The sequence below is a fragment of the Allostigmatella hybrida genome (assembly GCF_020103775.1).
Classification (GTDB): domain Bacteria; phylum Myxococcota; class Myxococcia; order Myxococcales; family Myxococcaceae; genus Hyalangium; species Hyalangium aurantiaca.
Map to the genome: position 1 here is coordinate 76,651 of NZ_JAHXBH010000021.1, position 23,352 is coordinate 100,002.

The 23,352-nt window shown below is 71.2% G+C and carries 18 protein-coding genes; 6 read left to right on the top strand and 12 right to left on the bottom strand.

Translation table 11 applies throughout. The features are described from left to right. The first annotated feature begins 4 nt into the window (after positions 1-4). A complete protein-coding gene (gene thiE / locus KY661_RS26295; RefSeq protein ID WP_225412839.1) occupies positions 5-664 on the top strand; it encodes a thiamine phosphate synthase in 660 nt (219 codons plus the stop codon). On the opposite strand, the gene KY661_RS26300 is transcribed toward thiE, so the two are convergent. From KY661_RS26300 to KY661_RS26310, 3 genes are all read right to left on the bottom strand, one after another. Further along, the gene (locus KY661_RS26300) at positions 630-1,388 is read right to left on the bottom strand and encodes a DNA-methyltransferase (protein WP_225412840.1); all 759 of its coding nucleotides are present in this window, start codon (positions 1,386-1,388) and stop codon (positions 630-632) included. The two genes, thiE and KY661_RS26300, sit on opposite strands and share 35 nt — an antisense overlap. Positions 1,389-1,421: 33 nt before the next feature. Beyond that, a complete protein-coding gene (locus KY661_RS26305) occupies positions 1,422-1,661 on the bottom strand; it encodes a hypothetical protein (protein ID WP_075004912.1) in 240 nt (79 codons plus the stop codon). 83 nt (positions 1,662-1,744) lie between these two features. Then, positions 1,745-2,488, bottom strand: coding sequence for an endonuclease III domain-containing protein (locus KY661_RS26310; RefSeq protein ID WP_225412841.1), 744 nt, complete (start codon positions 2,486-2,488; stop codon positions 1,745-1,747). 147 nt (positions 2,489-2,635) lie between these two features. Here KY661_RS26310 and omp85 point away from each other — a divergent pair, with 147 nt between their 5' ends. Beyond that, complete coding sequence (omp85, locus tag KY661_RS26315; protein ID WP_225412842.1) at positions 2,636-4,033, top strand: Omp85 family outer membrane protein; 1,398 nt, start codon at positions 2,636-2,638, stop codon at positions 4,031-4,033. Between the two features lie 21 nt (positions 4,034-4,054). Here the strand turns inward: omp85 and KY661_RS26320 are convergent, their stop codons facing one another. The 3 genes from KY661_RS26320 to KY661_RS26330 all read right to left on the bottom strand — a co-directional run bounded on the left by KY661_RS26320 (position 4,055) and on the right by KY661_RS26330 (position 7,041). Next, complete coding sequence (locus KY661_RS26320; protein WP_075004909.1) at positions 4,055-5,227, bottom strand: TfuA-like protein; 1,173 nt, start codon at positions 5,225-5,227, stop codon at positions 4,055-4,057. Further along, on the bottom strand, positions 5,224-6,330 hold the full coding sequence (locus KY661_RS26325; RefSeq protein ID WP_398577244.1) for a YcaO-like family protein: 1,107 nt from the start codon (positions 6,328-6,330) through the stop codon (positions 5,224-5,226). The genes KY661_RS26320 and KY661_RS26325 overlap by 4 nt, the downstream gene beginning before the upstream one ends. Before the next feature lie 126 nt (positions 6,331-6,456). Beyond that, a complete protein-coding gene (locus KY661_RS26330) occupies positions 6,457-7,041 on the bottom strand; it encodes a TIGR02265 family protein (protein ID WP_225412844.1) in 585 nt (194 codons plus the stop codon). 173 nt (positions 7,042-7,214) lie between these two features. Here KY661_RS26330 and KY661_RS26335 point away from each other — a divergent pair, with 173 nt between their 5' ends. Genes KY661_RS26335 through KY661_RS26350 form a run of 4 tightly spaced genes read left to right on the top strand, consistent with a single transcriptional unit; the run spans position 7,215 to position 10,775 of the window. After that, positions 7,215-7,853 (top strand): RNA polymerase sigma factor, encoded by a 639-nt coding sequence (locus tag KY661_RS26335; RefSeq protein WP_225412845.1) that lies wholly within the window; start codon positions 7,215-7,217, stop codon positions 7,851-7,853. Beyond that, complete coding sequence (locus tag KY661_RS26340) at positions 7,850-8,374, top strand: anti-sigma factor family protein (protein WP_225412846.1); 525 nt, start codon at positions 7,850-7,852, stop codon at positions 8,372-8,374. The genes KY661_RS26335 and KY661_RS26340 overlap by 4 nt, the downstream gene beginning before the upstream one ends. A gap of 17 nt (positions 8,375-8,391) precedes the next feature. Beyond that, positions 8,392-8,901: a hypothetical protein gene (locus tag KY661_RS26345; RefSeq protein ID WP_398577242.1), complete on the top strand. Its 510-nt coding sequence runs from the start codon at positions 8,392-8,394 to the stop codon at positions 8,899-8,901. Between the two features lie 59 nt (positions 8,902-8,960). Further along, the gene (locus KY661_RS26350; RefSeq protein ID WP_225412848.1) at positions 8,961-10,775 is read left to right on the top strand and encodes an amidase; all 1,815 of its coding nucleotides are present in this window, start codon (positions 8,961-8,963) and stop codon (positions 10,773-10,775) included. A 26-nt stretch (positions 10,776-10,801) separates the two neighbouring features. On the opposite strand, the gene KY661_RS26355 is transcribed toward KY661_RS26350, so the two are convergent. The 6 genes from KY661_RS26355 to KY661_RS26380 all read right to left on the bottom strand — a co-directional run bounded on the left by KY661_RS26355 (position 10,802) and on the right by KY661_RS26380 (position 23,336). Next, positions 10,802-11,347 (bottom strand): hypothetical protein, encoded by a 546-nt coding sequence (locus KY661_RS26355; protein ID WP_225412849.1) that lies wholly within the window; start codon positions 11,345-11,347, stop codon positions 10,802-10,804. A gap of 8 nt (positions 11,348-11,355) precedes the next feature. Continuing rightward, complete coding sequence (gene sitA5 / locus KY661_RS26360) at positions 11,356-12,720, bottom strand: SitA5 family polymorphic toxin (RefSeq protein ID WP_450097580.1); 1,365 nt, start codon at positions 12,718-12,720, stop codon at positions 11,356-11,358. Positions 12,721-12,902: 182 nt separating this feature from the next. Then, entirely contained in the window at positions 12,903-18,203 is a 5,301-nt protein-coding gene (gene uvrA / locus KY661_RS26365; protein ID WP_225412851.1) for an excinuclease ABC subunit UvrA, read from the bottom strand. A 166-nt stretch (positions 18,204-18,369) separates the two neighbouring features. Next, positions 18,370-21,438 carry a TonB-dependent receptor plug domain-containing protein gene (locus KY661_RS26370; protein ID WP_225412852.1) on the bottom strand — a complete coding sequence of 1,023 codons (3,069 nt, stop codon included), beginning with the start codon at positions 21,436-21,438 and terminating at the stop codon, positions 18,370-18,372. Positions 21,439-21,494: 56 nt separating this feature from the next. After that, positions 21,495-21,779 carry a hypothetical protein gene (locus KY661_RS26375; protein WP_143101283.1) on the bottom strand — a complete coding sequence of 95 codons (285 nt, stop codon included), beginning with the start codon at positions 21,777-21,779 and terminating at the stop codon, positions 21,495-21,497. A gap of 246 nt (positions 21,780-22,025) precedes the next feature. Further along, positions 22,026-23,336 carry a M18 family aminopeptidase gene (locus KY661_RS26380; protein WP_225412853.1) on the bottom strand — a complete coding sequence of 437 codons (1,311 nt, stop codon included), beginning with the start codon at positions 23,334-23,336 and terminating at the stop codon, positions 22,026-22,028. Positions 23,337-23,352 lie beyond the last annotated feature (16 nt).

Genomic DNA, 23,352 nt, shown 5'->3' on the forward strand with positions numbered 1-23,352 from the left:
CACGATGGACCTGAGGGAACGGCTCTCCGTCTACGTCATCGTCAGCGGCGCCACGCCCGAGGGCATCGTGGACCGCGTGCTCGCCGCGGGCGTCGGCAGCCTCCAGTACCGGGAGAAGCACCTGCCCCTGAGCCAGCAGCTGCGCCAGGCCCGGCGCCTGCGCGAGCAGTGCCGCCAGGCAGGGGCGCTCTTCTTCGTCAACGACCGGTTGGACCTGGCGATGGCCGCCGGGGCCGACGGCGTGCACCTGGGCCAGAGCGACCTGCCCCCCGCCGAGGCCCGGAGGCTCTGGGGCCCTCAGGCCCTCATCGGCGCGAGCTGCGCGACGCTGGAAGAGCTCCCGTTTTCCGCGGGCGCGGACTACGTGGGCGTCGGGCCCATCTACGCCACCGCCAGCAAGGAGGACGCGGGGGCGCCGCAGGGCGTGGAAGCCCTCGCGCACATCTGCCAGGCCTTCCCCGGCCCCGTGGTGGGCATCGGGGGCATTGGGCCCGGCCGCGTGGCGCCCCTCATCCGCGCGGGGGCGTGCGGCGTATCGGTCATCTCCGCCGTGCTCGATGCGCCCGACCCAGCCGCCGCCGCCCGCGAGCTGCTGCGGGAGGTGAAGCACGCCCTGGCGGAGACGGGCGCTACCCGGGGCGGCCCTCGCGCAGACGGTTCGTGACGCGCGCGGCCCACTCGGGCTCAATCTCCATGCACGCGGCCCGGCGCTCCAGCCGCAGCGCCGCGGCGGGCGTGGAGCCGCTGCCCGCGAACGGATCCAACACGGTCTCCCCCGGCCGGCTGTAGGTCCTCACCAGCGGCTCGAGCACCGAGAAGGGCTTGTGGTGGGGATGGTTGCCCCAGCGCTCGGCCTCGGCGTCATCGTCATAGCCCCCCACCACCGCCCAGACGGCCGGAGCGTCCCCCGGGCCCGGCGGGGGCAGCGGCGTGCGGGAGAAGACGAGCGCCACCTCGTAGACGCGCAGGAGCTGCTCGTTGGCGTTCTTGTCCGTGGTGCGCTTGCCCCAGACGTACTCCCCCAGGAAGTGCGTGTAGCCGAGCTGCCGGGCCACGGTGGTGATGGGCTCCTTGCCCAGGAGGTTCGTCCAGATGACCAGCCGCGCCTCGGGGGTGAGCCAGGAGACGGCCCGGGTCATCCACGCTTCGGTGAAGACGCGGTAGTCCCGCACGGTCTCGAAGCGGACGATGGGGTTGCGGTCGATCTTCTTGTGGGCCCGGGGGGCGCGCTCGTCTCCGCCCTTGCGCCTCCGGGTGAGCAGACAGTACGGAGGATCCGTCAGCAGCAGGTGGGCGCGGGACTCCCCGAGCGCGGCCCGGTAGCCCTCGGGCTCTCGCGCGTCGGCGTGATGGCAGCGCGGCGCCTCGGCAGAAGGTTCAATGCTCATCCGCCTCGCACCCTACACCCGCCCGGGCCCGGCTCAAGGCGCGCGGACGGGCTCCGGGCGGGAAACGGCGGAGATCTGCCCAATCGACACCCGGTCATGCTGCCGGAACACGGCGAACTCGTCCCCGTTCTCGGTCAGCACATCCAGGAGCTGGTCAATGAAGGTCTCCCCCTCCCGGAGCTGGACGGCCACGGGACGGCCCCGCGTCACGGCCTCCTCGAGCACATCGATGAAGTCACACCGTCCCACATCGTCCTGAGAGATCCGGCTCATGGTTGGCTCGCCTTCTGCGGTTAATCACCGGAAGGCTCCCATGCAAGCCGGACTGCCCCGGGAACCGGCGCTCTGTCCGTCCCTCACCGCTGTCCGAGCCGCGCTTGTCCATGAGGGCACAGATCCAAAACGGGACAGCGCTGACAGGCGGGCGATTGATGAAAGCAACACCGCTGGCCGTGCAGCATCAGCACCTCATGGTGGTCATAGACGTGCTGAGCCCCCCAGTCCTGGGGCAGCAGCGCGGCCAGCAGGGCGTGAGAGGGGCCCACGGGGATACGGGGCGAGAGCAGCCCCAGGCGGACCGCCACGCGGTAGTGGTGGCTGTCCACGGGCATGGCGGGCTTTCGCAGGCGGCTGAAGAGAAGCACCGCCGCGCTCGTCTTGGGCCCTACCCCCGGCAGGCACTCCAGCCACGCGCGAGCCTGGGGCACGGGCAGCTCCCCCAGGAAATCCAGCGCCATGTCCCCGTCCCGCCGGGCAGTGATTTCCCGCAGGATGAGCTGCAGGCGCGGGGCCTTCTGCTCGGGCCAGGTGACGGGGGCGATGGCCTCCTGCACCTCGGCACAGGGCGCATCCCGCACGGCCTCCCAGGTGGCGAAGCGCGCCCGGAGCTGGCGGAAGGCCCGGCCCGAGTCCGCGTTGTGCGTGCGGTGTGACAGCAACGCGGACACCAGCTCGCTCAGCGGGTCCATCTCGTGGAAGAAGGCGATGGGGCACCCGTACGTGACGCACAGGCGCTCGTGCACGAGCAGGGCCTTCTCCCGGGGGGAGAGCGCCTGGGGCGTCCCAGGGCTGTCCACGGGGGTTTCCTCGGGGGTGTCCATGTCCAAGCCTCCTCCTGCCCTCACAGGTTGCGCTGTTCCCGGTCTACCTGACAGGTTAGCCACGCCCCCTCGGGCGCCGCACCTCCCCCCCTGGCGTCCCGAGGAGTCCCCGTCGTAGCGTGGCCCTCTCCAAGCAACCGAGCCTCCATGCGCTGGAACCCCCTCCAAGTCCCGCACCGCGCCCCCGGAAGCCCCCTCCTGCTCGCGCTGGTGCTCTGCCTGGTGCTCCGCGCCCCGGCGGCCCAGGCCCGCCAGGCGCCTCCGGACGCGCCCGTGGAGACGCCCCCGGCGACATCCGAGTCCCGCGTGGAGCCCTCGGACACGGCCCCGCGCCGCACCGGCTGGGACTTGCAGGGCCTGCCCATCCTCAACTTCAACACCGACGAGGGCTTCGGGTACGGGGCCCTGGTGATGCTGGTGGACCGGGCGGATGGCACCCACGAGCCCTTCCGCTACTCGCTGCTCGCGCAGTTTCTGCAGACGACGCGGCAGGTGGCCTCCCACCAGCTCATCTTCGATGCGCCCCGCTTCCTGGGCAGCCCCTGGCGGGTGGGCGTGGAGGCCGCCTACACCCGGGCCCGGTTCGCCCCGTACTACGGGCTGGGGAACACCTCCGAGCGCATCCGCGAGTACGCCGCCTGCGAGGACCGGGACGCGCTGGAGGACAACCCCGACGTGTGCCCGGGCAACCCGGACTTCCGGGGCCTGCGCTACTACACCTACGACTTGAAGAGCCTGCCGCGCCTGCGCCTCAACCTGCGCCGGGCGGTGGCGCGCTCCTGGAACCTCTTCCTGGGCTACCGGTTCCGCCCGGACCGCGTCGTGCCCCGCTACTCCGCGGACGACCTGGGCCAGAGCGGGGACTCGAAGCTCCTGGAGGACGCGAAGGCCGGGGTGCTCGAAGGCTTCGAGGATGGGGTGCCCCGCAGCATCCCCGCCCGCACCTCGGAGGTGCTCGCCGGTCTCCAGTACGACACCCGGGACGTCGAGGCCTCCCCCAGCTCGGGCATGTTCCACGAGCTGTCCGTGCGCGGCGGGGCGGGCCCCCTGGGCAGCCAGTTCGACTACTGGGGCGCCACGCTGCACGCGCGCTTCTACCTGCCGGTGCTCCCGGGCTCCCGGCGGCTGGTGGCCGGCGCGCGGGTGCTCGCCGATGTGCTGGGGGGCGAAGTCCCGCTCACCCTGCTGCCCTTCTTCGGCGGCCTGGAGGGCAAGGACGGACTGGGCGGCGTCTACTCGGCGCGCGGCCTCCTGCTGCGGCGCTTCCAGGGCCCGGCGAAGCTGCTGCTCAACGGGGAGCTGCGCTGGACGGCGCTCTCCGGAGGGCTCTTCGGCCAGCAGTTCGGCCTCACCCTGGTGGGCTTCGTGGACTCCGGGCGCGTGTGGAGGGACTTGGACTTCCAGGAGGGCGGCGGGCTGAAGACGTCCACCGGCGGGGGCCTGCGCATCGCCTGGAACCGCGAGTTCGTCATCCGCGCCGACTACGGCGTGGGCCTGAGCGAATCCACGAGCGGCTTCTACCTCGACTTCGGCCACATCTTCTGAGCCGGGGCGAAGCCCGGCGCCTCACCGGGCGCGGCGGCGGCCCGGGCGCCCCACCTCGCGCGCGGCCTGGCTCCAGCGCCCCTGCAGCCGCGCCTCGGAGGCCAGCGCCTCCTGCCACGAGGGCCCATCCGGCAACAGGCGCGAGGCATAGGTGAGCACCAGCCGCTCCAGGGCCCGCTCCTCGCACAGCCGCCGCAGCCCCTGCCCCTCCAGGCCACACTCCACCAGGAAGGCCGCCCGGGCCGAGGCGGGCACCGGGTGGCGGCGCCACCACTCGGCCTCCGCGGCCCGCACCTCGTCCTCGTGGGGGGTGAAGCCCAGCGAGCGGGCCCACCCGGCCAGCAGCGCCCGGCGCAACCCCGCCTCCGCCAGCTCCGTGCTGTCCGGCGCGCGCTGGAGCGCCGCCAGCACCTGGGAGGCGGGCACCGCCTGCCCCTTCACCACCGACACGCCATCGGCCAGCTGCCGGCGCCGCACCAGCGACGAGGGCGCGAGCCGCATCGGGTGCCGGGGCCCCACGGAGCGCACGGGCATGCCGGTGAAGGCCGCCGCGGCCCGGAGGCACTCCAGCGCATCCAGCTGCTTCAGGTCCTCCACGCCCCGGGCCCACCACCCCTCCCAGCCGCCGCGCGTGGCCGACGTCCAGGCGGGCCGCACGGAGCTGAGCACCCGCTTCCAGGTGCGCTCCTGGTAGAAGAGGCCCGCGGCGGCCTTCACCAGCGCGCGCGCCTGCGCCAGGTTGAGCACCTTGGCCTCGCGGGCCTTGGCCGCCACGTGCCGCACGTTCACGAGCGGCACGGTGAGGGGCCGGTAGCCGTGCTCCGCGTCGGCGTGCAGCAGCGCCACCTCGGCGTCGTCCTCCACCACCCCGTCCCGGTACCACTCGAAGATGCGGCCCACGCCCACCATGCCGTGCGGGGCCAGCTCCACGGCCCGCAGGGCCCCCATGCTCGCGCCGCCGAAGACGGCCACCCCGGCCTCCAGCGCGGCCAGCAGCTCGTGGTGCCACACGGAGGGCTGGGCCTCGAACACCCCGTCCACCAGCGCAATCACCCGGGGACGCAGCGAGAGCGCCCGCCACACGTCCCCCTGACGGGCCGGGGGCAGCACGTGGCAGGGCACCCGCTTTCGCGCCTCGCTCGCGGGCAGCGAGGGGCCGAGGAAGACGACGAGATCCTCTGGACGGCGTTTCATAGAAGCTCCGAGATGCGCATGCCCGGCACCACCACCCGCTGGACGTGCAGTCCGGGCACGGGCGCATCGAGCGGCACGGCGGCCACCTGGTTGAAGCCCGCGCGCCTCAGTTGATCCAGCACGCGCCGCAGCCCCCGCGTGGGAGCGCCCGCGTCCCGGGAGAAGTCCGGCAGGTCCGAGGCCTGGCGCTTGGCGCGCACCGAGGCACACGCCTCCGCGAAGGCCCGCGCGGCCGTGCGGTCCGTGGCGGCCACATCCTCGCGCGCGCCATGAATGTCCGTGAGGCGGGACTGGGCCGCCTCCAGCAGCGCGCGCAACAGGGCGGTGTCCCGCCCCAGCGCGCACGCGTACCCGGCGGTGAGCGGCACCGGCCCCTCCTCCAAGTCCACCAGCACCGCGGCGGCCACGGGCAGCCCCACCGCGCCGGGCGTGCGCGCGTACGGGGTGGCATCGAAGAGGTACACGCCAAAGCCCCGCTCCCGCAGGGCCTGGGCCAGGGCCGCCGTGTGGGGGGCCTTCTGCTCGAGCCCCGGCGTGCGCAGCATCCGCCGCCGCACGCTCTCCTCCGTCCACCCGCCGGGCAGCGCGCGCGCGAGCTGATCCCTCTCGGTGGCCTCCAGCAGCGCGTGGAGCTGGGCCTTGCGCGGCTCCGGGTGGGCCCCCGAGCCGTTGCTCGTCCACGTGACGCTCACCGGCCCCAGCTCCACCGCGCCCGAGGGCGGGCAGTACACCCCCTGGGCGGGCACCCACACGGTGCGCCCCGAGTGCAGCTCCTGGGCCTGGCGCCACGCGCACCGCACGGAATCCGACCACAGGCGGGGGACCACCAGGGTGCCCGCGGAGCCCAGGGCGGTGGCGCTCCAGAAGGCGCCCAGCCGGCCATCCAGCTCATTGCGAGAGCCCCAGACGAGGCGGCCCGGGGGCACGTTCTCCGCGGCCCACAGCTCCGCGGTCTCGAACAGGGCCCCCAGCGAGGCCTCCTCGGCGCTCAGCCCCTTGCCATTGCAGACCTGGAGCACATGGCCCCCGGGCCGCACGGCACAGGCCACTTCCACGCCGGTGCGATCCAGCCCGGTGATGCGGGCCACCCGGCTGACGCCCATGGCCTGGGCCAGGCGCGCTTGAAACCCCGGGGAGACGACGACTTGCTTGGTAGGAAGCACGGCACCCAACCTTAACCCGAAATCCGCCGCCGCCAAGGGGGGGCCCCACATAGGCCCCCAGGGCCGCTACTCCCACTGACAATGGTACTCACAGTGGGGAGCCCCCCACGCCACGCACTTGGGGTGGATCACCCGCACGGCGCGGCCCCCGGACAGCTCGATGGCGCGCTGGTGCCAGCCGACGATGGTGAGGCAGTCCGCGTCGCTCACGCGCTCCGCGCCGAGGGTGCGCAGGATGGCGGACTTGGGGCCCGAGCGCTCGTAGGTGCGCGAGCCCACCGCGTAATAGAAGCGGTAGATCTGCGGCGCCTGGCTCAAGAGGAAGTGCGGCTCGCCCTGGCGGACGAAGACGTGCTGGGCGCCGCGCAGGTTCTCGTCCGCCGAGGCGCGGCCCATGTCCACGAAGGCCCGCGTGCGGTCATCGGGCGACAGCACATCGGCGATGGCGTCGTCCAACCGCAGGTTGAGCTCCAGCGGGTACCAGTTGATGGGGAGGATCATCTTGCGCAGGGCGGCCTGGTCCGCGGGGGGCAACCGCCGCAGGACTTCCTCCAACCGCGCGGGGCCCCCGTGCTGGCGCACCATGTTGAGCCGGGAGATGAGCACCGTCCCCTTGATACGGGCACTGGACGTGGGGTCTGCCGTCGGCATGTCTCGGAACCCTCGGACGGACGAGAAGCAACAGCCCATTCTGTCAGCGGCCGAGAATACCCGGCAACTCCATGTACCCACATCCATCGCCACCGTGCAACTTGCCTGCCAGGGCAGCGGAAATCCGCGAAAAAGGGCTGTAACCTTTCGGCGCCCGGGGGGTTCAGCTTGCCGTGACGGTCTCGGACCCCGAAGAAACCGCCGGACGGGCACGGCTGACGTTGGCGTCAGCCCAGGCCCCCTCGGACGAAGCGCTGTGCCAGGCCTTCCTGGACGGCGACGAGGCGGCCTTCGCCACGCTGGTGGAGCGCCACCGCAAGCTCGTCTTCTCGCTCGTGCGGCGCTTCGCGCCCCGGCCGGAGGACGCGGCGGACCTGGCCCAGCAAGCCTTCCTGCGGGCGCTGGAGTCCTCGAAACGCGTGTTTGGCCGCTGGAATTGGAGCAGCCCCACCCCGTTCCGCGCCTGGCTGGTGCGCATTGCCCTCAACCTCGCCAAGAACCACGCCCGCCAGGGCAACCGGTGGCGGCCCGCCGTGCTGACGGAGGTGGAGAACGCGGCGGTGGACCCGCACGAGTCCGCCCAGGAGGCGCTGGAGCGGGCCGAGCAGGCACGCCACGTCCAGGCCGCGGTGCTCGCCCTGCCCCGCCGTCAGCGCGAGGTGCTCACCCTGCGGGTGGATGCCGGGCTGCCCTTCAAGGACATCGCCGAGACGCTCGGCATCACGGAGAACAATGCCAAGGTGCAGTTCCACCACGCCGTCAAACGGCTGAAGGCCGAGGTGGCAGGCGCGCCTGAGGAGAACCGCGAATGAAGCCCTGCCCGGATTACGAAGTGCTGCTGACGTTGCACGCCTCGGGGGCGCTGGAGCCCGCGGAGCAGGCCCAGGTGCACGCCCACCTGGCCACGTGCGTGGGCTGCCAGCAGGAGGCGCGGCAGCTCACGGGGGTGCTGGGCCAGGTGGCCCTGCCGCCGCCCACCCCGCTGGAGGAGGCCCGGCAGGAAGCCCTGCCCCGGCAGGTGGTGAGCCGCTGGCGGCGCGAGCAGGTGAAGCAGGCCGTGCGGCTGCGCAACGGCGGGGCGCTTCTGGCCCTGGCGGCCGCGGTGATGCTGGTGCTCACGGTGACGCTGCCGGGAGAGGACCCTTCCCGCGCCGGGCCGCTGTCCACCGTGGGGGTGGCCGCCTCGGACACCGAGACGGTCTTCGAGCAGTGGGCCTCCGCGGATCCGCTGCAAGATGAGCTGGAGCTGAGCGGGGGCGAGGACGAGGGCGGGTGGACAGAGCTGGACGGCGACGTGGACCTGGCCTCGGACGACTTGCTGTTCCTTCCTTGATGAGGAGAGACGCCATGATGAAACAGATTCGAGTGGCCGTGTTGGCGGTGGCCCTGCTCCCCCTGGGGGCGTTCGCGGCACCGGGCGACCGGCGTGAGGACATGGAGCGGCAGCTGCGCGTGGCGCGACTGGTGGAGCTCTCCGCGGAGCTGGAGCTGGACTCCGCCCAGGCCCTGAAGATGGATGGCATCCTGCGCCAGTTCGACGAGCGCCGGCGCCCCCTGCACGAGCAGGTGCGCGACTCGGCGAAGCTGCTGCACCGCGCGGCGAAAGGCGACGGCGCGGCGCAGTCGCAGGTGGACCAGGCGGCGCAGCGCGCCTTCGACGCGCGGGCCCAGCTGGCCGCGCTGGACCGGGAGCTGTACCAGGCGCTCGCGCAGGAGCTTCCGGCGCAGAAGAAGGCCCAGCTGGCCCTCTTCCTGGCGCGCTTCGACCGGAAGGCCATGAAATTCAAGCACAAGTTCCACGAGCGCCGGCAGAGGGACGACAAGCCCCGGGATGACCGGGACTCCGACAGCCGGGGCTGAGCAGGCCGCCCTGCCCGGGAAGTGGCAAACTCGGGGCCCTCTTTCCTGGAGGGCCGTCCATGTCCCGCTCGCGCAGAGAATTCCTGACCCACACCGCCCTGGGGCTCGCCGGAGCCGTCTCCGCGAGCAGCGCCGTGGAGGCGGCGCCCGCCGATGCGGGCACCCCGTCCGCGTCACCGCCCGGCTCGCCTCCCACGTTTGGCACCCTGCCCTCCGCGGGCCCGGCGGTGAGCGCGGCCACCTTCGCGGAGGCGGAGAAGCTCGTCCAGGTCCAGTACGCCCCGAAGGAGCGCGCCCAGGCGGCGGAGAACTGGAGCACGTCGATGGCGCCCCTCCTGGAGCGGCGCACGGGCCCGCGCCAGGTGGCGCTCGAGCCCACGCTGGCGCCCGCCTCGGTGTGGAACCCCGTGCTTCCGGGCCTCAAGGTGGGCCCCGCGCGCAACCGCTTCGTGCGGAGCAAGGGCGCGGCCGGGCTGCTTCCCAGCAAGGACGAGGACATCGCCTTCGCCCCGGTGACGAAGCTCGCGCGCTGGATTGAGTCCCGGGCGCTGAGCTCTGAGCGGCTCACCTCCATCTACCTGGAGCGGCTGAAGCGCTTTGATCCGCAGCTCAAGTGCGTGATTACGCTGACGCCCGAGTTGGCGCTCCAGCAGGCGCGCCGGGCGGACGCGGAGCTCGCCGCAGGCAAGTACCGGGGGCCGCTGCACGGCATCCCCTGGGGGGCGAAGGACCTCGTGGACACGGCGGGCATCGCCACCACCTATGGCGCCGAGCCCTTTCGGAACCGGGTGCCGGACACGGACGCCCCCTCCGTGGCACGGCTGCACCAGGCGGGCGCGGTGCTCGTGGCCAAGCTGAGCCTGGGGGCACTGGCCCTGAATGACATCTGGTTCGGGGGCCAGACGAAGAACCCGTGGTTCCTGGAGGAGGGCTCCTCCGGCAGCAGCGCGGGCCCGGGGGCGGCCACGGCGGCGGGCTGCGTGGGATTCTCCCTGGGCAGCGAAACGGGAGGCAGCATCATCTCCCCGTCCATGCGCTGTGGCATCACCGGGCTGCGGCCCACGTACGGGCGCGTGCCGCGCACGGGGGCCATGACGCTGAGCTGGTCCCTCGACAAGCTGGGGCCCATGACGCGGAGCGTGGAGGACTCGCTGCTGGTGCTCGCGGCGCTCTCTGGCCCAGACGCGGGCGACGTGGCGAGCGTGCCCTGCAAGCTCGACTTCGACGCCACGGCGGGCGTGAAGGGGCTGCGCGTGGGCTACGTGCCCGCCTGGATGGAGCAGAGCCCCGCCACGGACGTGGACCGGACAGCGCTCGAAACGCTGAAGCAGCAAGGACTGAAGCCGGTGGAGGTGAAGCTGCCCGACTGGCCCTACACCTCGCTCCACGCCATCCTCTTCGCCGAGGCGGGAGCGGCCTTCGAGGAGCTGACGCTCAGCCACGGCGTGGACACACTGGCCATGCAGCTGCCGGACGCCTGGCCCAACCTCTTCCGTCAAGCGCGCTTCCTGTCAGCGGTGGACATGGTCCAGGCGGACCGGCTGCGGCGCAAGGTGGCCGTGGAGATGGCGCGGGTGATGGCGGAGGTGGACGTGCTCCTGGTGCCCTCACTGCGCGACGACATCCTCACCATCACCAACCACACGGGCCACCCCTCGCTCACGCTGCGCACGGGCTTCATCGAAATCGACCGGGTGCGGAGCGACTGGGCACCGGATCCCAAGAAGCCCGCGGTCCCCTTCTCACCCAAGCGGCGCATGCCGCACGGCGTGACGCTCATTGGCCGGCTCTTCGACGAGGGCACCCTCGGCCGGGTAGGCCTCGCGCTGGAGCGCGCCTCAGGGGTTTCCGAAGAGCGCCCCTCCGGCTTTTGAAGCCGCCCGAACCGGCCGGGGGCTCGTCACGGCAAACGGCCCCTGAGCAGAAACCAGTCATTGAGCTCAGGGTGCTTCCTCAGCATTCCTGTTTCGGATATGTAGGACAGAGTATTGAGCGCACTCTTGATGTAGCGCAGCTTGAGAAGCGTCTCGGCCGGAATGGTGCGCCAGTCTGGGAGGGCCACTATCTTGGCTGCCTCTTCGATAGGAATGACGGCAAGCTCTTGAAACCACGAGAAGATGACTTCAGAATCCAATACCGCATCACCTTCTTGGGCGCCGAATTCCTTAATCATCCAGGCCCTCAAACTCATCGCCGAGAGCATGATGGAGTGGGCATCGCCGGCGGGCGGGCGCCCCGCGAGCGCCCCATAGACAAGCAGGGCAACATGCGCCCACGGCAAGCTCCGCTCTTCTCTGGCTCGGGCGGCCACGGTGAAGGCGAATCCATCCCAGTTGAAGCCCTCTCCTCCCACGGACTCACCGATGGAAAGCCCGTCGAGCCACGCTCTTACCTGGGGGAGAGACCACTTCAGGACGGTCTGCAGAAGAGGAGTCTTGGTTTCCATATCCCTGCTCACGGAACGAACGTGATTCCGAACTGGGCAAACGCCCGCCGCCCGAACTCTAGGACCCTATCACTCGTGGATTGAGAAGCTCCGTTCAGATAATGACCGCTCCGCGGTGTTATCCGGATTCCGAAGCGAGTGGAACCGTGGATCGACAGTTCTGCCTCACCGGCGGCCAGCACGGGGCGGCCTCCACTCGCGACGGCATGAGAGATTTCTACCTCCTGCCATCTGTGTGGAATGATTCTCAGCTGGCCTTCCTCGGTGACGACCCATTTGATTCTCTCCCCACTCGCATACCGCAGGAATTCAGGTGAGTCCACGCTGACGGGCCGGACTCCGAGCCGCTGAGCAGTTTCCAGTTCCGCAGCCAGCTGCTCTGGCAGTTGATTCTCGTAGAGCGTTGCCTGAGTCGAGTTGCCCCTCTGCGGCTCGCCCTGCCGTCCCTGCCCCCGCGCTGCCATGGCGACTGCATGGGGCGCGAGTCCCACCGTCATGACTCCCTCGGCCACGGAGATGGAGCGAACGCCGCCAGCCATCGCCGCAGACAGTTGGAAGCCCGCATTCGTTTCCGCCGCCAGGGCCACACGGGCGAAACCCGGCAGCATGGGGCCCTTCGAAGCCATGTTCGCCGCCCCGCCCCCCAGCGCCGCCGTCAATGCCAGGATGAGGACTCGCGCTCCATTGGCTCCCATCACCTTGCCGAAGCGGTGCCCGGCCTCCTCCAACTCATGGAAGGACACAGCCTTCTCCGAATCCATGGTCAGCTGCTGCCAGCCCTCCACGAGGTTCGCGAACAAATCCAGGCCGATGTATGCGATGACGTACGTCGTCAGAGCGATGGCCACGAGCTTCGTGACGGGTTCGGGTGCCACGACGAGGATCATGTAGGCAGCCATTGCCGAGGTAATCATCGCCTTCAGGGCCAGCGGGTTGATGCTCTCTTTCACCGCCTCTTGCGCTTCCTCCCACACCCCATCCCACGCGAAGGACAGGGCCATCTTCCGACGCACCTTGGCGTCCAGGAAGGTGAAGCCGTCCTCCAGCAGCGAGAGGCATTCGCCCGGACTGTCCTGCCGGGAGCACCACGCGCCATAGTCTCTTCCTTGGGTGCGAGGCTCGGGGGCCCATGAGGCGAACCGGACTCGTGGGCGCTCCTCCTGCTCAGGACGCAGGGAGAAGCGCATGTCCAACACAAACCGAGTCATCACCTCCTGGAAGGCGCCCGCGTCAATCCCGATGGGCTCCACCCGCTTCGGCGGAGTGTAGACGATGGGCGCGCCCTCACCTGTGTCCAAGCGGACAACTCTCGGCGTTGCACAGCCCACAATGAGGAACCCCAGCAGCAGCACTCCCCCCCAACGCGGCCTCATCTCTCCCTCCAGACTGGCTTCCTCACAGGGGAAGCACGAGACCAGAATTAGCACTTGAGCCCGACATCCTGGGATTACGGCAAGCAATGTCCAACCCGCGCGCAGGCGTGCACCCGCGCGCCGACGACGGCACCGCTCCGAAGAGAGATAGTCGTCCGCTATTGACCAGCGGAGACCATCGCTCAGCGCGTCCGCGCCACTTTGGGAACCCGCTCCTCCGTTCCGGAGAACAGGGACTTGAGCACCCGCCCGGTGGCGGTCTTCTCTTTCGCCACCTCACGCGGCGTGCCCTCCGCCACGATGCGGCCTCCGGCCTCGCCTCCCTCGGGCCCCAGTTCCACCACGTGGTCCGCCGCGGCAATGACTGACGGGTGGTGCTCAATCACAACGAGCGTGTCCCCCCGGTCCACCAGCCGCCCCAGGAACGTGATGAGCCGCTCCACATCGCCCAGGTGCAGCCCCGTGGTCGGCTCGTCCAGCACGTACAACGTGGGCTCATGGCGCGCGGTGGCGGTCAGCTCCGCCGCGAGCTTCAACCGCTGAGCCTCTCCGCCCGAGAGCGTGTTGGAGCCCTGCCCCAGTTGCAGGTACCCCACCCCGAGGTCCGAGAGGCACTCCAGCGGCGCGGCCACCTTCGGCAGTGCCCGGAACACCTCCTTCGCCTCGTCCGCGGACAGGCGCAGCACCTCGCCAATGGTGAGGCCGTGGTAGCGCACCTCCAGCGTGGCCGCATCGAACCGGGCCCCGCCGCACGCCTCACACGGCGTCACCACGTCCGGAAGGAACGACATCTCATGAGAGATGGCGCCCTGCCCCTCGCAGGCCGTGCACCGTCCGCCCGAGGCCGAGTTGAAGGAGAAGCGCGTGGGACCGAAGCCCCGCACCTTCGCCTCCGGCGTGGCCGCGAAGGTCCGGCGCAGCTCGTCCCAGATGCCCAGGAACGTCGCCGGCACCGAGCGGGGCGTACGTCCAATCGGAGACTGGTCCACGGCCATCACCCGGGAGAACGCCTCCACGCCCTTCAGCGCCTCGAACGGCCCCGGCTTCGTCCCCACCAGCCCCAGTGCCTCGCGCATGGCTGGGTAGAGCACCTGGCGGATGAGGGTGCTCTTACCCGAGCCCGACACGCCCGACACCACATTGAGCCTTCCCACCGGCAGCCGCAGGTCCACGCGCTTCAGGTTGTGCGCCCGGGCCCCCTTCAGCTCCAGCCACCGCTCCGGGGCCCCGCGCCCCGAGGGCGGGCGGACCTGAGAGGCCTGGAGCGCCTTGGCCGTGGGCGAGTCCTCCCGCTGGAGCACGTCCTCCGGAGGCCCCTCCGCGAGGATGCGCCCGCCGCCCCGTCCCCCCGTAGGCCCCAGGTCGATCAGGTGGTCCGCCGCACGGATCGTGTCCGTGTCGTGCTCCACCACCAGCACCGTCGAGCCGGTGTCCACGAGCGCCCGCAGGTTGGCCAGCAGCCGGTGGGTGTCCCGGGGGTGCAGGCCAATGGTGGGCTCATCCAGCACATACAGCGCGCCCGTGAGCCCCGCGCCCAGCTGCGCGGACAGCCGCAGCCGCTGCATCTCCCCGCCCGACAGCGTCGCGGCGGCACGGTCCAGCGAGAGGTAGCCCAGCCCCACCCGCTCCAGGAACTCCAACCGGCGCACCAGCTCCTGCCGCGAGGGCTCGCCGATGAGCGCCCGGTCCCCCCGGAACTTCCACCCCTGCACCCGGGCCAGCGCGGCGGTGACGGACACGTCCACCACCTCGTGGTAGCGCGCGCCCTCCAGCCGCACCGCGCGAGGCACCGGCGCCAGCCGCGAGCCCTGGCACGTCCGGCACGGCGAGGTCCGTCCCTCCGCGATGGCCTCGGAGCCGCCCTCCACGCCCGTGCCCTCGCACGCCTCGCAGCGGCCCTGCTTCGTGTTGAAGGAGAACCAGCGCGGATCCAGCTCCGGCACCGCCGTGCCACACCGGGGGCAGGTGCGCTCGGTGGACAGCAGCGTCTCGCCCTTGCCGCCACGCACCTTCAGGGCTCCCTGCCCCCAGCTCAGCGCCCGGTCGAACACCGCCCGGGGCAGCTTCGCGAGCTTGCCCTCGTACATGACGAGATCGATGTCGTGCTCGCGCGTCTTGGCCAGCCGGGGCGGGCTGTCCGTGGCGGCCACCTCGCCATCCACGATGGCGGTGGGGATGCCCGCGCGGGACGCGGCATTGAAGAGATCCAGGTACGTGCCCTTGCGCGCGCGGACCGCCGGGGAGAGCACCGTGCCATCCCCCTTCATCGCGGAGAGCTGCGCATAGAGCGCGTCCGGGGTGGTGGAGGCGATGGGCGCGTCATCGTTCGGGCAGTGCGGCTGGCCCAGCTTGGCGAACAGCAGGCGCAGGTAGTGGGCCACCTCGGTGACGGTGGCCACGGTGCTCGTGGCCCCCGCCCGGGAGGTGCGCTGCTCCAGCGCCACCGTGGGCGGAATGCTGCTGATGCGCTCCACGTCCGGCCGGGGCATGGTGGGCAGGAACTGCCGCGCGTAGGGCGTGAGCGTCTCCAGGAAGCGGCGCTGGCCCTCGGCGAACACCACGTCGAACGCCAGCGAGCTCTTGCCCGAGCCGCTCGGCCCCGTCACCACGGTCATCTTCCCCAGCGGAATCCGGCAGGAGACATCCTGGAGGTTGTGCTCGCGCGCGTGCTCCACCTCGATGGCGGGGGCCGCCGTGCCCGGGCCCCGGCGCTTCACCGGCCGGCGGGACACGGCCGCGGGGGCCCGCAGCGCCTCCGCGGTCCGGCCCTGGGCCCGGGCCACCTGCTCCGGGGTGCCCTCGGCCACCCACCGGCCACCATGCCGCCCTCCGCCCGGCCCCAGGTCGATGATCCAATCCGAGCCGCGCATGACGGACAGGTCATGGTCCACGACGATGACGCTGGCCCCCTTCTCCACGAGCGCATGCAGGGCGGCGAGCACGTGGCGGACATCCGTCTCGTGCAGGCCCGCGCTGGGCTCGTCGATGAGGAAGAGCGCGCCCTCGGTGTCCCCCGCCAGGGCGCGGGCGAGCTTCAGCCGCTGGGCCTCGCCCCCGGACAGCGTGGAGAGCGGCTGGCCCAGCGCCAGGTACCCCAGGCCGAGCTGCGCCACGGGCCCCAGGGTGCGCCGCAGCACGGTGTCCGCACCGAAGTGCTTGAGCACCTCGTCCACCGTCAGCTCCAGCACCTGAGCCACGCTGAAGCCCTGGTGCTGGACGGCCAGCACCTCCTCCTTGAAGCGGCGGCCCCGGCAGACGGGGCAGCGCAGGGCCACATCGGCCAGGAACTGCATCTCGACCGTCTCGTAGCCCTCGCCCGAGCACGCCTCGCAGCGGCCCTTGTCCACGTTGAAGGAGAAGTGGGCGGAGGTCAGCCCCCGCACCTCCGCGTCGGGCTCGGCGGCGAAGCGCTCGCGCAGCCGGTCCCACGCCTTGGTGTAGGTGGCGGCATTGCCGCGCGAGGTGCGCCCCAGCGGGGACTGGTCCACGAAGGTGATGGCCTGCACGGCCTCGGCGCCCTCCAGCGCCTCCACCTCGCCGGGCGCCTCCACGTCCTTCTCCCCCAGCCGACGCGCCAGGTGCCGGTACAGCACCTCGTCCATCAGCGTGCTCTTCCCGGAGCCACTGGGGCCGGTAATGGTGCACAGCACCCCGAGCGGCACGCTCACGGAGAGCCCCTGGAGGTTGTGGCTCTTGGCCCCGCGCACGCGCAGCTCCGCCGTGCGCGAGCGGGGCGTCCGGGGCACCGCATGCGTGCCCGCGAGCAACTGCCCGGTGGGCAGGTCCGCGCGCTGGGCGAGCGCCTCCGGCGTCCCATCAAAACAGAGCTGTCCGCCGTGCCGCCCCGCCCCGGGGCCCAATTCCAGCACGCGGTGCGCGGAGCGGATGACGTGGGCATCCTGCTCGATGACGAGGGTGACGTTGCCCCGGTCGGCCAGCTCCGCCATCGCCTCGGTGAGGGGCACCACGTCGCTGGGGTGCAGGCCCACGGTGGGCTCATCCAGCACGAAGAGGGCCCCGGTGAGCGAGGTGCCCAGCGCGGCCGTGAGGGACACGCGCTGCGCCTCGCCGCCCGAGAGCGTGCGCGCGGGCCGGTCCAGCGTGAGGTAGCCCAGCCCCACGCGCAGCAGGTAGCGCAGGCGGTTGGCCAGCTCCCGCCGCGCCAGCTCGCCCTGGCCGGTGGTGGTGCGCAGGGCCTCCAGGCGCTCGCACGCATCGGACAGCTCCAGCCGGTGCCAGGCGGACAGGTCCAACCCGCCCACCCGGTAGGCGCGGGCCTGCGCGTTCAGCCGCGCCCCGTGGCACGTCTCACACAGGGAGTAGGCCCGGTAGCGCGACAGCAGCACGCGCACGTGCATCTTGTACGTGCGGCTCTCCATCCACCGGAACCACGCGCGCACGCCGGGGTACACGCGGCCGCCCTGGTAATCCCCCTCGCCCTGCAACACCTGCTCGCGCTGCACGGGGGTGAGCTGGGCCCACGGCCGGTCCAGCGGAATGCCCTTCTGCTGCGCGTAGCGCAGGAGCATGCCGCGCTCCCACTCGGACGTCTTGCCCGACCAGGGGCGGATGGCCCCCTGCGCGAGGCTCAGCGCGGGGTTGGGGATGACCTTGTCCCAGTCGATGCCGATGGTGCGCCCGAAGCCCCGGCAGGTGGCACAGGCGCCCGTGGGAGACTGGTAGCTGAAGAGTCCGGGCCGGGCGGGCTCGAACTCCCGCGCGCACTTCGGACACACGAGCCCCCGGCGAAGGCGCTGGGTAACGCCCCCGGGCAGGAACGCCACGGCCTCGCCCTCGCTCCGGGCCCACGCATCCTCCAGGGCCTGGGTGACGCGCGAGAGCTGCGCGCCGGAGAGCTTCACGCGGTCCGCCAGCACGTGCGCCACGCCCGCCGAGTCCGTGGCCTCGGCCGGCCGCAGCGTCTCCAGCTCCCGCACCTCGCCCTGCACCACCAGCCGGTGGTAGCCCTCCTTGAGCAGGTGGGCGCGGACATCCAAGTACTCGGCGGTGCCCGCGATGCGCACCGGCCAGGCGAGCAGCACGGGGGCCTCCGGGTGGGCGGCGAGGAGCGCCTGGGCGGCGGCCCGCGCATCGGTTCGCACCGCCTCCACGCCGCAGTCCGGGCACACCGGCAGGGCCTCGCGGGTGAAGAGGGCCGACAGGTACGCCTCCACGTCCGCCAGGGTGGCCACCGTGGAGCGGGAGCTCTTCACCGGCGCGCGCCGGTCCACCGCCACCCCGGCCGCCACGGGCTCCAGCAGCTCCATGGGGGGCCGCTCCAGCCGCTCGAGGAACTGGCGGGCATACGGGCTGAAGCTCTCGACGAAGCGCCGCTGCCCTTCCGCATACAGCGTGTCCAGGGCCAGGCTGGACTTGCCCGCGCCGGAAACGCCAGTGATGCAGACGAACTCCCCCTCGGCGAAGTCCACCGAGAGCGACTGGAGGTTGTGGGTGCGGGCGCCGACGAGGTGCGTTTTATGCATGGGGGCCGCTTCCTTAACGGCCGGATTGGCCCTCGCCAAGCATATCCATCAGGTTGGATTCAGCAGTGAGCAGGGCCCGCCTGGCCGGCCGCCCCCAGGCCCGCAAAACGGCGGGGGCCGCCACGGCATCCGTGACGGCCCCCGGGTGTTTCAGACCTTCTGAGACTCAGTAGAACTCGTGCGACAGGCGGGCGTAGAAGTAGCGGCCCATGTAGTCGTACGTGGAGGCGTCCGAGTCCGCGAGGAAGCCGGCGTACAGGCGGGGCGGGGCGCGGTTGAGGACGTTGTTCACACCGAGCTGCGCGGTGGTGTTGCCCACGCCCGTCATCCACGTGTACGCGGCGTTGAGGTCCACCGTGTAGTAGGAGGACACGTCACGCGACAGCGGCGTGGGGGCACCCTCCTCCACGTCGCAGGCGTTGGACTGGCACTCCTTGTAGCCGTTGAGCCAGCGCAGGTTGACGCCCGCGGAGATGGGGTCCATCGCCCAGTTCACGCCGAAGTTGGCCTTCCAGTTGGGCAGCACCAGCTCCAGGTCGTAGTTGTCCTTGCCGCTGATGACGGTGCCGTCCGACAGCTCCTGCTCGAACTTCGCCAGGTACGTCGCGTCGATGCCGAAGCCGAAGCGGCCGTACGGCGTCTGCGGCTGGTAGCGCAGCGAGATGTCGATGCCGGAGGTGGTGTTGCCACCCACGTTGGACAGGGGGTTCGAGATGGTGTCGATGAGGCCGCCCGGCAGACGGACGATGCGGTCGCAGTACGTGCCGTTCGTGTAGCAGTTGTTCAGGATGACGCTGGTGCCCACCGACTGGATCGCCTCGTCCACGTCCACCAGGTAGTAGTCCACCGTGGCCGTCACGTCCTTCACCCAGCGGGGCTGGAACACCGCGCCCACCGTGAAGATCTTCGCCGTCTCGGGCTCCAGGTCCCGGTTACCGCCCACGACGGCGCGCTGCTGCGAGCGGGCGTCCTCGAAGTCCGCCGGCACGCCGGCCGCGGTGCAGCGGCGGTCGATCTCCGTGCCCGGCGCACGCTCCGAGCAGGGGTCCACCACGTCATCGAAGCTGTCGGTGCTGCCCAGGTAGAGCTCGTTCACCGCCGGCGCGCGGAAGGCCGTGGAGTACGTGGAGCGCAGGGTGAAGTCCGGAATGGGGCTCACGCGGGTGCCAATCTTGTAGGTCGCCCCCGAACCGAACGTGTTGTAGTTGAAGGCCCGCGCCGCGCCGGACACTTCCCAGATGTCGAAGGCGTCGCCCGTCTCGGGGTTCGTCCCGCCGAGCACGGGAATCGACAGCTCCGCGTAGCCCTCGTTGATGTAGTAGCTGCCCTCGGTGGCGGCGACCTTGTTGCCCGTGGTGTCGCCCGAGTTGGTCAGCGGATCCGGGATGTTGGAGCCGGCCTCGCGGCGGTGCTCGTAGCCCACGGCGAGCCCCAGGGCGCGCGCCGACGGGAACAGGCGGAACAGCTCACCGCCCACGTTCGCCGCGAGCACCGTCTGCTGGGTGTTGCCGCGCCGGGTGCCCCGGTAGCTCAGGTAGTCGCGCATCTCCGGGGTGATGGTGCCCTCGCCGCCGAACAGGTTCAGCGGCACGCACCCGTCGATGGGCGCATCCGCGGTGCCGCACACCGCGGCGCCCGTGGCGGGATCGATGAAGCTCGGGCCCAGGGCGGACTGCAGCCGGCTCAGGCGCAGGTTGCCCTCCTTGAGCTCCACGCCCGTGGTGCGGCCGTGGTTGAAGGAGGCCTCCCAGCCCCAGCCCTCCAGGAAGCCCAGCCCCTCGGGCAGCTTGCCCTGCAGGCCGGTGACGACGCGGAAGGTGTTGATGTCCTGCTCGTAGCCGCGGGTACCGAACTCGTTCAGGCGCCGGCGCACGTCGTTGAAGTCGCGGTTGAACGGGTTGTAGACGTTGTCCGCGGAGACGACGACGCCCTCGCCCACCGTGTTGAGCGGCTCGGAGGCGAGCTGCTGGCTCGACTGGCGGTTGACGTACGTGGCCTCGAAGAAGGCGCGCGTCTGCCCCCCCAGGCGCAGGCCGCCGTTGGCGTACACGTGGGCACGCTCCGAGGGCGTCACCAGGTAGTTGTCGGGCTGGTAGTTGAACAGGTCTCCGCCCGCGTCCTGGACGCCCGTGGTGTCGAAGTCCCGCCACCCATCCGCGCCCCGGTAGTACGCGCCCGAGCCGCTGGAGATCAGCCGCTCCCAGGCCTCGTTGCCCGCGCCCGTGTCGCGCGAGTCCTCGATGATGGCGCCCTGGGGCGTCGTCGTGCTGCCCGAGGTGGTGATGCGCCGGTTGTTGAAGTTGTACGCCCGGTCATACAGGCTGTAGTCGCGGTCCCCGGCGAACACGTCCTTCTGCGTGTAGTAGCCCGCGGAGAACAGGATGTTGCCGCGCTCGGTGCTCTGGCCCGTCGTGAGGCTCAAGTCGTAGAGCAGGCCGTCGCCCTTGCCCGACACGCCGGTGAAGGCGCGCAGCTCGGTGCCGGAGTAGTCCTGCCGGGTGATGATGTTCACCACGCCGCCGATGGCATCCGAGCCGTAGACCGCCGAGCCACCGTCCTTGAGGACCTCGATGCGCTGGATGGCCACCGTGGGGATGGCGTTCAGGTCCACCGAGGAGTTCGCGCCGGTGCCGCCCGCCACGTGGCGGCGCCCGTTGAGGAGCACCAGGGTGCGCGAGGCGCCGATGCCGCGCAGGTTCACGCGCGAGGAGCCGTCACCACCGTTGTTGTACTGGGTGTTGATGGCGTTGGACTGCTCGGGGAGGTTCTGGAGAATCTCGGCGATGGTGGTGCGGCCCGTCGCTTCGATCTGCGCCTTGTCGAGCACCGTGACGGGGGCCGCCGTGGTCAGCTCCTTGCGCGGGATGCGCGAGCCGGTGACGACGATCTCCTCCACGTACTCCTCGGGAGGCGGCTCCTGGGCGGCGGGCTGCGGGGCCGCGGGGCGCGAAGGACGCGCCGCGGGGGCGGCCGGAGCCGCCGGGGCGGCCGGGGCCGCCGGCGCCACGGGGGCATCCGAAGGCGGAAGGGCCGTGGGCGCGGGGCCCGGCGCGGCCTGCGTGGGCGAAGGCGCCGGAGGCGGCTCCTGGGGCACGTTGGCCGGGGCCGGAGCGGTGGCGGGCGCCTGCGCGGCGGCGGGCGCCGGCGGCGTGGCCTCCTGCGCGGCGGCGATTCCTGCGGAGCCGTTGACGAGCACGGCCAGGACCAGAGCGGTGTTTCTGGGGGTGGATGGCATCTGAGCGTTTCCCTACGGGGTGAAGTCGGAGAAAGGGGTTGGAAACGGGGGAGGGCCTAGAACGGCAGCAGCCGGGTATTGCCGCCGGAGCAGTTCACGTCGGTCTTGCCCGCGTCGGTCTTGCAATACGTCCCCATGCAGTTGCGCCAGGCCGTGGCCGCCTCGGTGCACCCCGTGAACTCCTTGCTGCAAATCTGAGAGGCGTTGCTCTCCCAGCAGTCCAGGTGCGCCTCGAAAAGCCCGTTGCAGTCCTCCTGCCCCGCCTGCACCGCGCGCGCCTGGAAGGCCTCGACGTCCTCGCAGTACGGCGTGCACTCGACGTCCGCGGGCCGCTCGTTCACTTCACACGCGTTGGCGTCCTCGCAAACCGACTCGCACGTGCTGGAGGAACACCCGCTACCAAGGCACAACACCGCCAACAGACTTGCAGTCAGTACTCCTGCTCTCACGCCGCGCTCCTGGATGGTGAATTGTCTGGAACCCAACACATTGTGAACGTGACGTGATTGTTCCGTCAACTCGCGGCGTGCATTTCACGCCGCTCCTGGATCTGACCTGAGAGGTCTCTCCCGATTGTCGGGACTCGCTCAGGAAAACAGGCGCGAGAGCACGCGAATCATGTCCGCGATATCCGAGGCCGCGGCCATCTCGCGGATGGAGTGCATGGACAGCATGGGGCTGCCCACGTCCACCGTGCGCATGCCCAGCACCGAGGCGGTGATGGGCCCGATGGTGCTGCCGCACCCCAGGTCCGTGCGCGTGACGAAGTGCTGCGCGGCCACCCCCGCGTCCCGGCACAGCGCCGCGAAGTACGCCCACGATTCACCGTCCGTGGCGTAGGACTGGTTCACGTTGGACTTGATGACGGGCCCGCCGCCCATGAGCGGCTGGTGCTTCGGCTCGTGCATCGAGGCGTAGTTCGGGTGCACCGCGTGCGCCATGTCCGAGGACACCAGGTAGGAATGGTGGATGGCGCGGTGGATGGCATCCGGACGGCCATCGCCGAGCCCCAGCACGAGCCGCTGCAGGCAGTCGCGAAGGAAGGAGCCGTCGGCGCCCTGGGCGCTGCGGCTGCCCACCTCCTCGTGGTCATACAGGACGATGCCGCAGGTGGCCTCGGCGGCCCCGTTCATGGCCAGCAGCGCGGAGAGCCCCGAGTAACAACTGGCCAGGTTGTCCAGGCGCGGCGCGTGGACGAACTCGCCCTGGGCGCCCGAGCGCGTCGAGGGCTGTGTATCGTAGAGACACAAATCATAGCCGAGGATGTCTCCCACCTCCGCGCGCACGCTCGCGCGCGCCAGCTCCGCCACGAGCAGGGCGCGCAGCTCCGCGGGGCCGTGGCGCTCCAGGCCGAGCACCGGCACCAGGTGCTCCTGGGCGTTGAGCTTGAGCCCCTCGCTGTTGACGGTCCGGTTGAGGTGGATGGCCAGGTTGGGCACGCGCAGCAGCGGCCTGCGGAAGTCCACCAGGTGCGGCTGGGGCTTGCCCCCCGCGTGCAGGAGCACCCGCCCGGCCAGGGACAAGTCCCGGTCCATCCAGGTGCTCAGCAGCACGCCGCCGTACACCTCCACGCCGAGCTGGTGGTAGCCATTGCGCGCCACGGCCGCGTTGGGCTTGAGGCGCAGGTTGGGCGAGTCCGTGTGCGAGCCCACCAGCCGGAACCCGGCGCGGTCCACGGGCTGGGTGCCCAGGTGGAACGCGGCGATGCTCGTGCCCCCGCGGATGACGAACACCCGGTCCCCGGGCTGGAGCGTCCACGGCTCGCCCTCGTCGAGCGCGCGGTAGCCCTGCTGCGAGAGGCGGCGGGCCGTCTCGCGCACCGCGTGGTACGGCGTGGGGGAAGCATCGATATAAGAGAGGAGATCCTGAGCGGGGGCGCCGGCGTCGGTCGAACTCATCGCGCCCCAGGCTAGC

Coding starts and splice junctions, on each gene's coding strand:
- KY661_RS26370 (WP_225412852.1), bottom strand. CDS start 21,438: ATGCCATCCACCCCCAGAAACACCGCTCTGGTCCTGGCCGTGCTCGTC.
- KY661_RS26340 (WP_225412846.1), top strand. CDS start 7,850: ATGAAGCCCTGCCCGGATTACGAAGTGCTGCTGACGTTGCACGCCTCG.
- thiE (WP_225412839.1), top strand. CDS start 5: ATGGACCTGAGGGAACGGCTCTCCGTCTACGTCATCGTCAGCGGCGCC.
- KY661_RS26325 (WP_398577244.1), bottom strand. CDS start 6,330: ATGGGCGTCAGCCGGGTGGCCCGCATCACCGGGCTGGATCGCACCGGC.
- KY661_RS26345 (WP_398577242.1), top strand. CDS start 8,392: ATGAAACAGATTCGAGTGGCCGTGTTGGCGGTGGCCCTGCTCCCCCTG.
- sitA5 (WP_450097580.1), bottom strand. CDS start 12,720: ATGAGGCCGCGTTGGGGGGGAGTGCTGCTGCTGGGGTTCCTCATTGTG.
- omp85 (WP_225412842.1), top strand. CDS start 2,636: ATGCGCTGGAACCCCCTCCAAGTCCCGCACCGCGCCCCCGGAAGCCCC.
- KY661_RS26320 (WP_075004909.1), bottom strand. CDS start 5,227: ATGAAACGCCGTCCAGAGGATCTCGTCGTCTTCCTCGGCCCCTCGCTG.
- KY661_RS26380 (WP_225412853.1), bottom strand. CDS start 23,336: ATGAGTTCGACCGACGCCGGCGCCCCCGCTCAGGATCTCCTCTCTTAT.
- KY661_RS26300 (WP_225412840.1), bottom strand. CDS start 1,388: ATGAGCATTGAACCTTCTGCCGAGGCGCCGCGCTGCCATCACGCCGAC.
- KY661_RS26310 (WP_225412841.1), bottom strand. CDS start 2,488: ATGGACACCCCCGAGGAAACCCCCGTGGACAGCCCTGGGACGCCCCAG.
- KY661_RS26330 (WP_225412844.1), bottom strand. CDS start 7,041: ATGCCGACGGCAGACCCCACGTCCAGTGCCCGTATCAAGGGGACGGTG.
- KY661_RS26305 (WP_075004912.1), bottom strand. CDS start 1,661: ATGAGCCGGATCTCTCAGGACGATGTGGGACGGTGTGACTTCATCGAT.
- KY661_RS26350 (WP_225412848.1), top strand. CDS start 8,961: ATGTCCCGCTCGCGCAGAGAATTCCTGACCCACACCGCCCTGGGGCTC.
- uvrA (WP_225412851.1), bottom strand. CDS start 18,203: ATGCATAAAACGCACCTCGTCGGCGCCCGCACCCACAACCTCCAGTCG.
- KY661_RS26355 (WP_225412849.1), bottom strand. CDS start 11,347: ATGGAAACCAAGACTCCTCTTCTGCAGACCGTCCTGAAGTGGTCTCTC.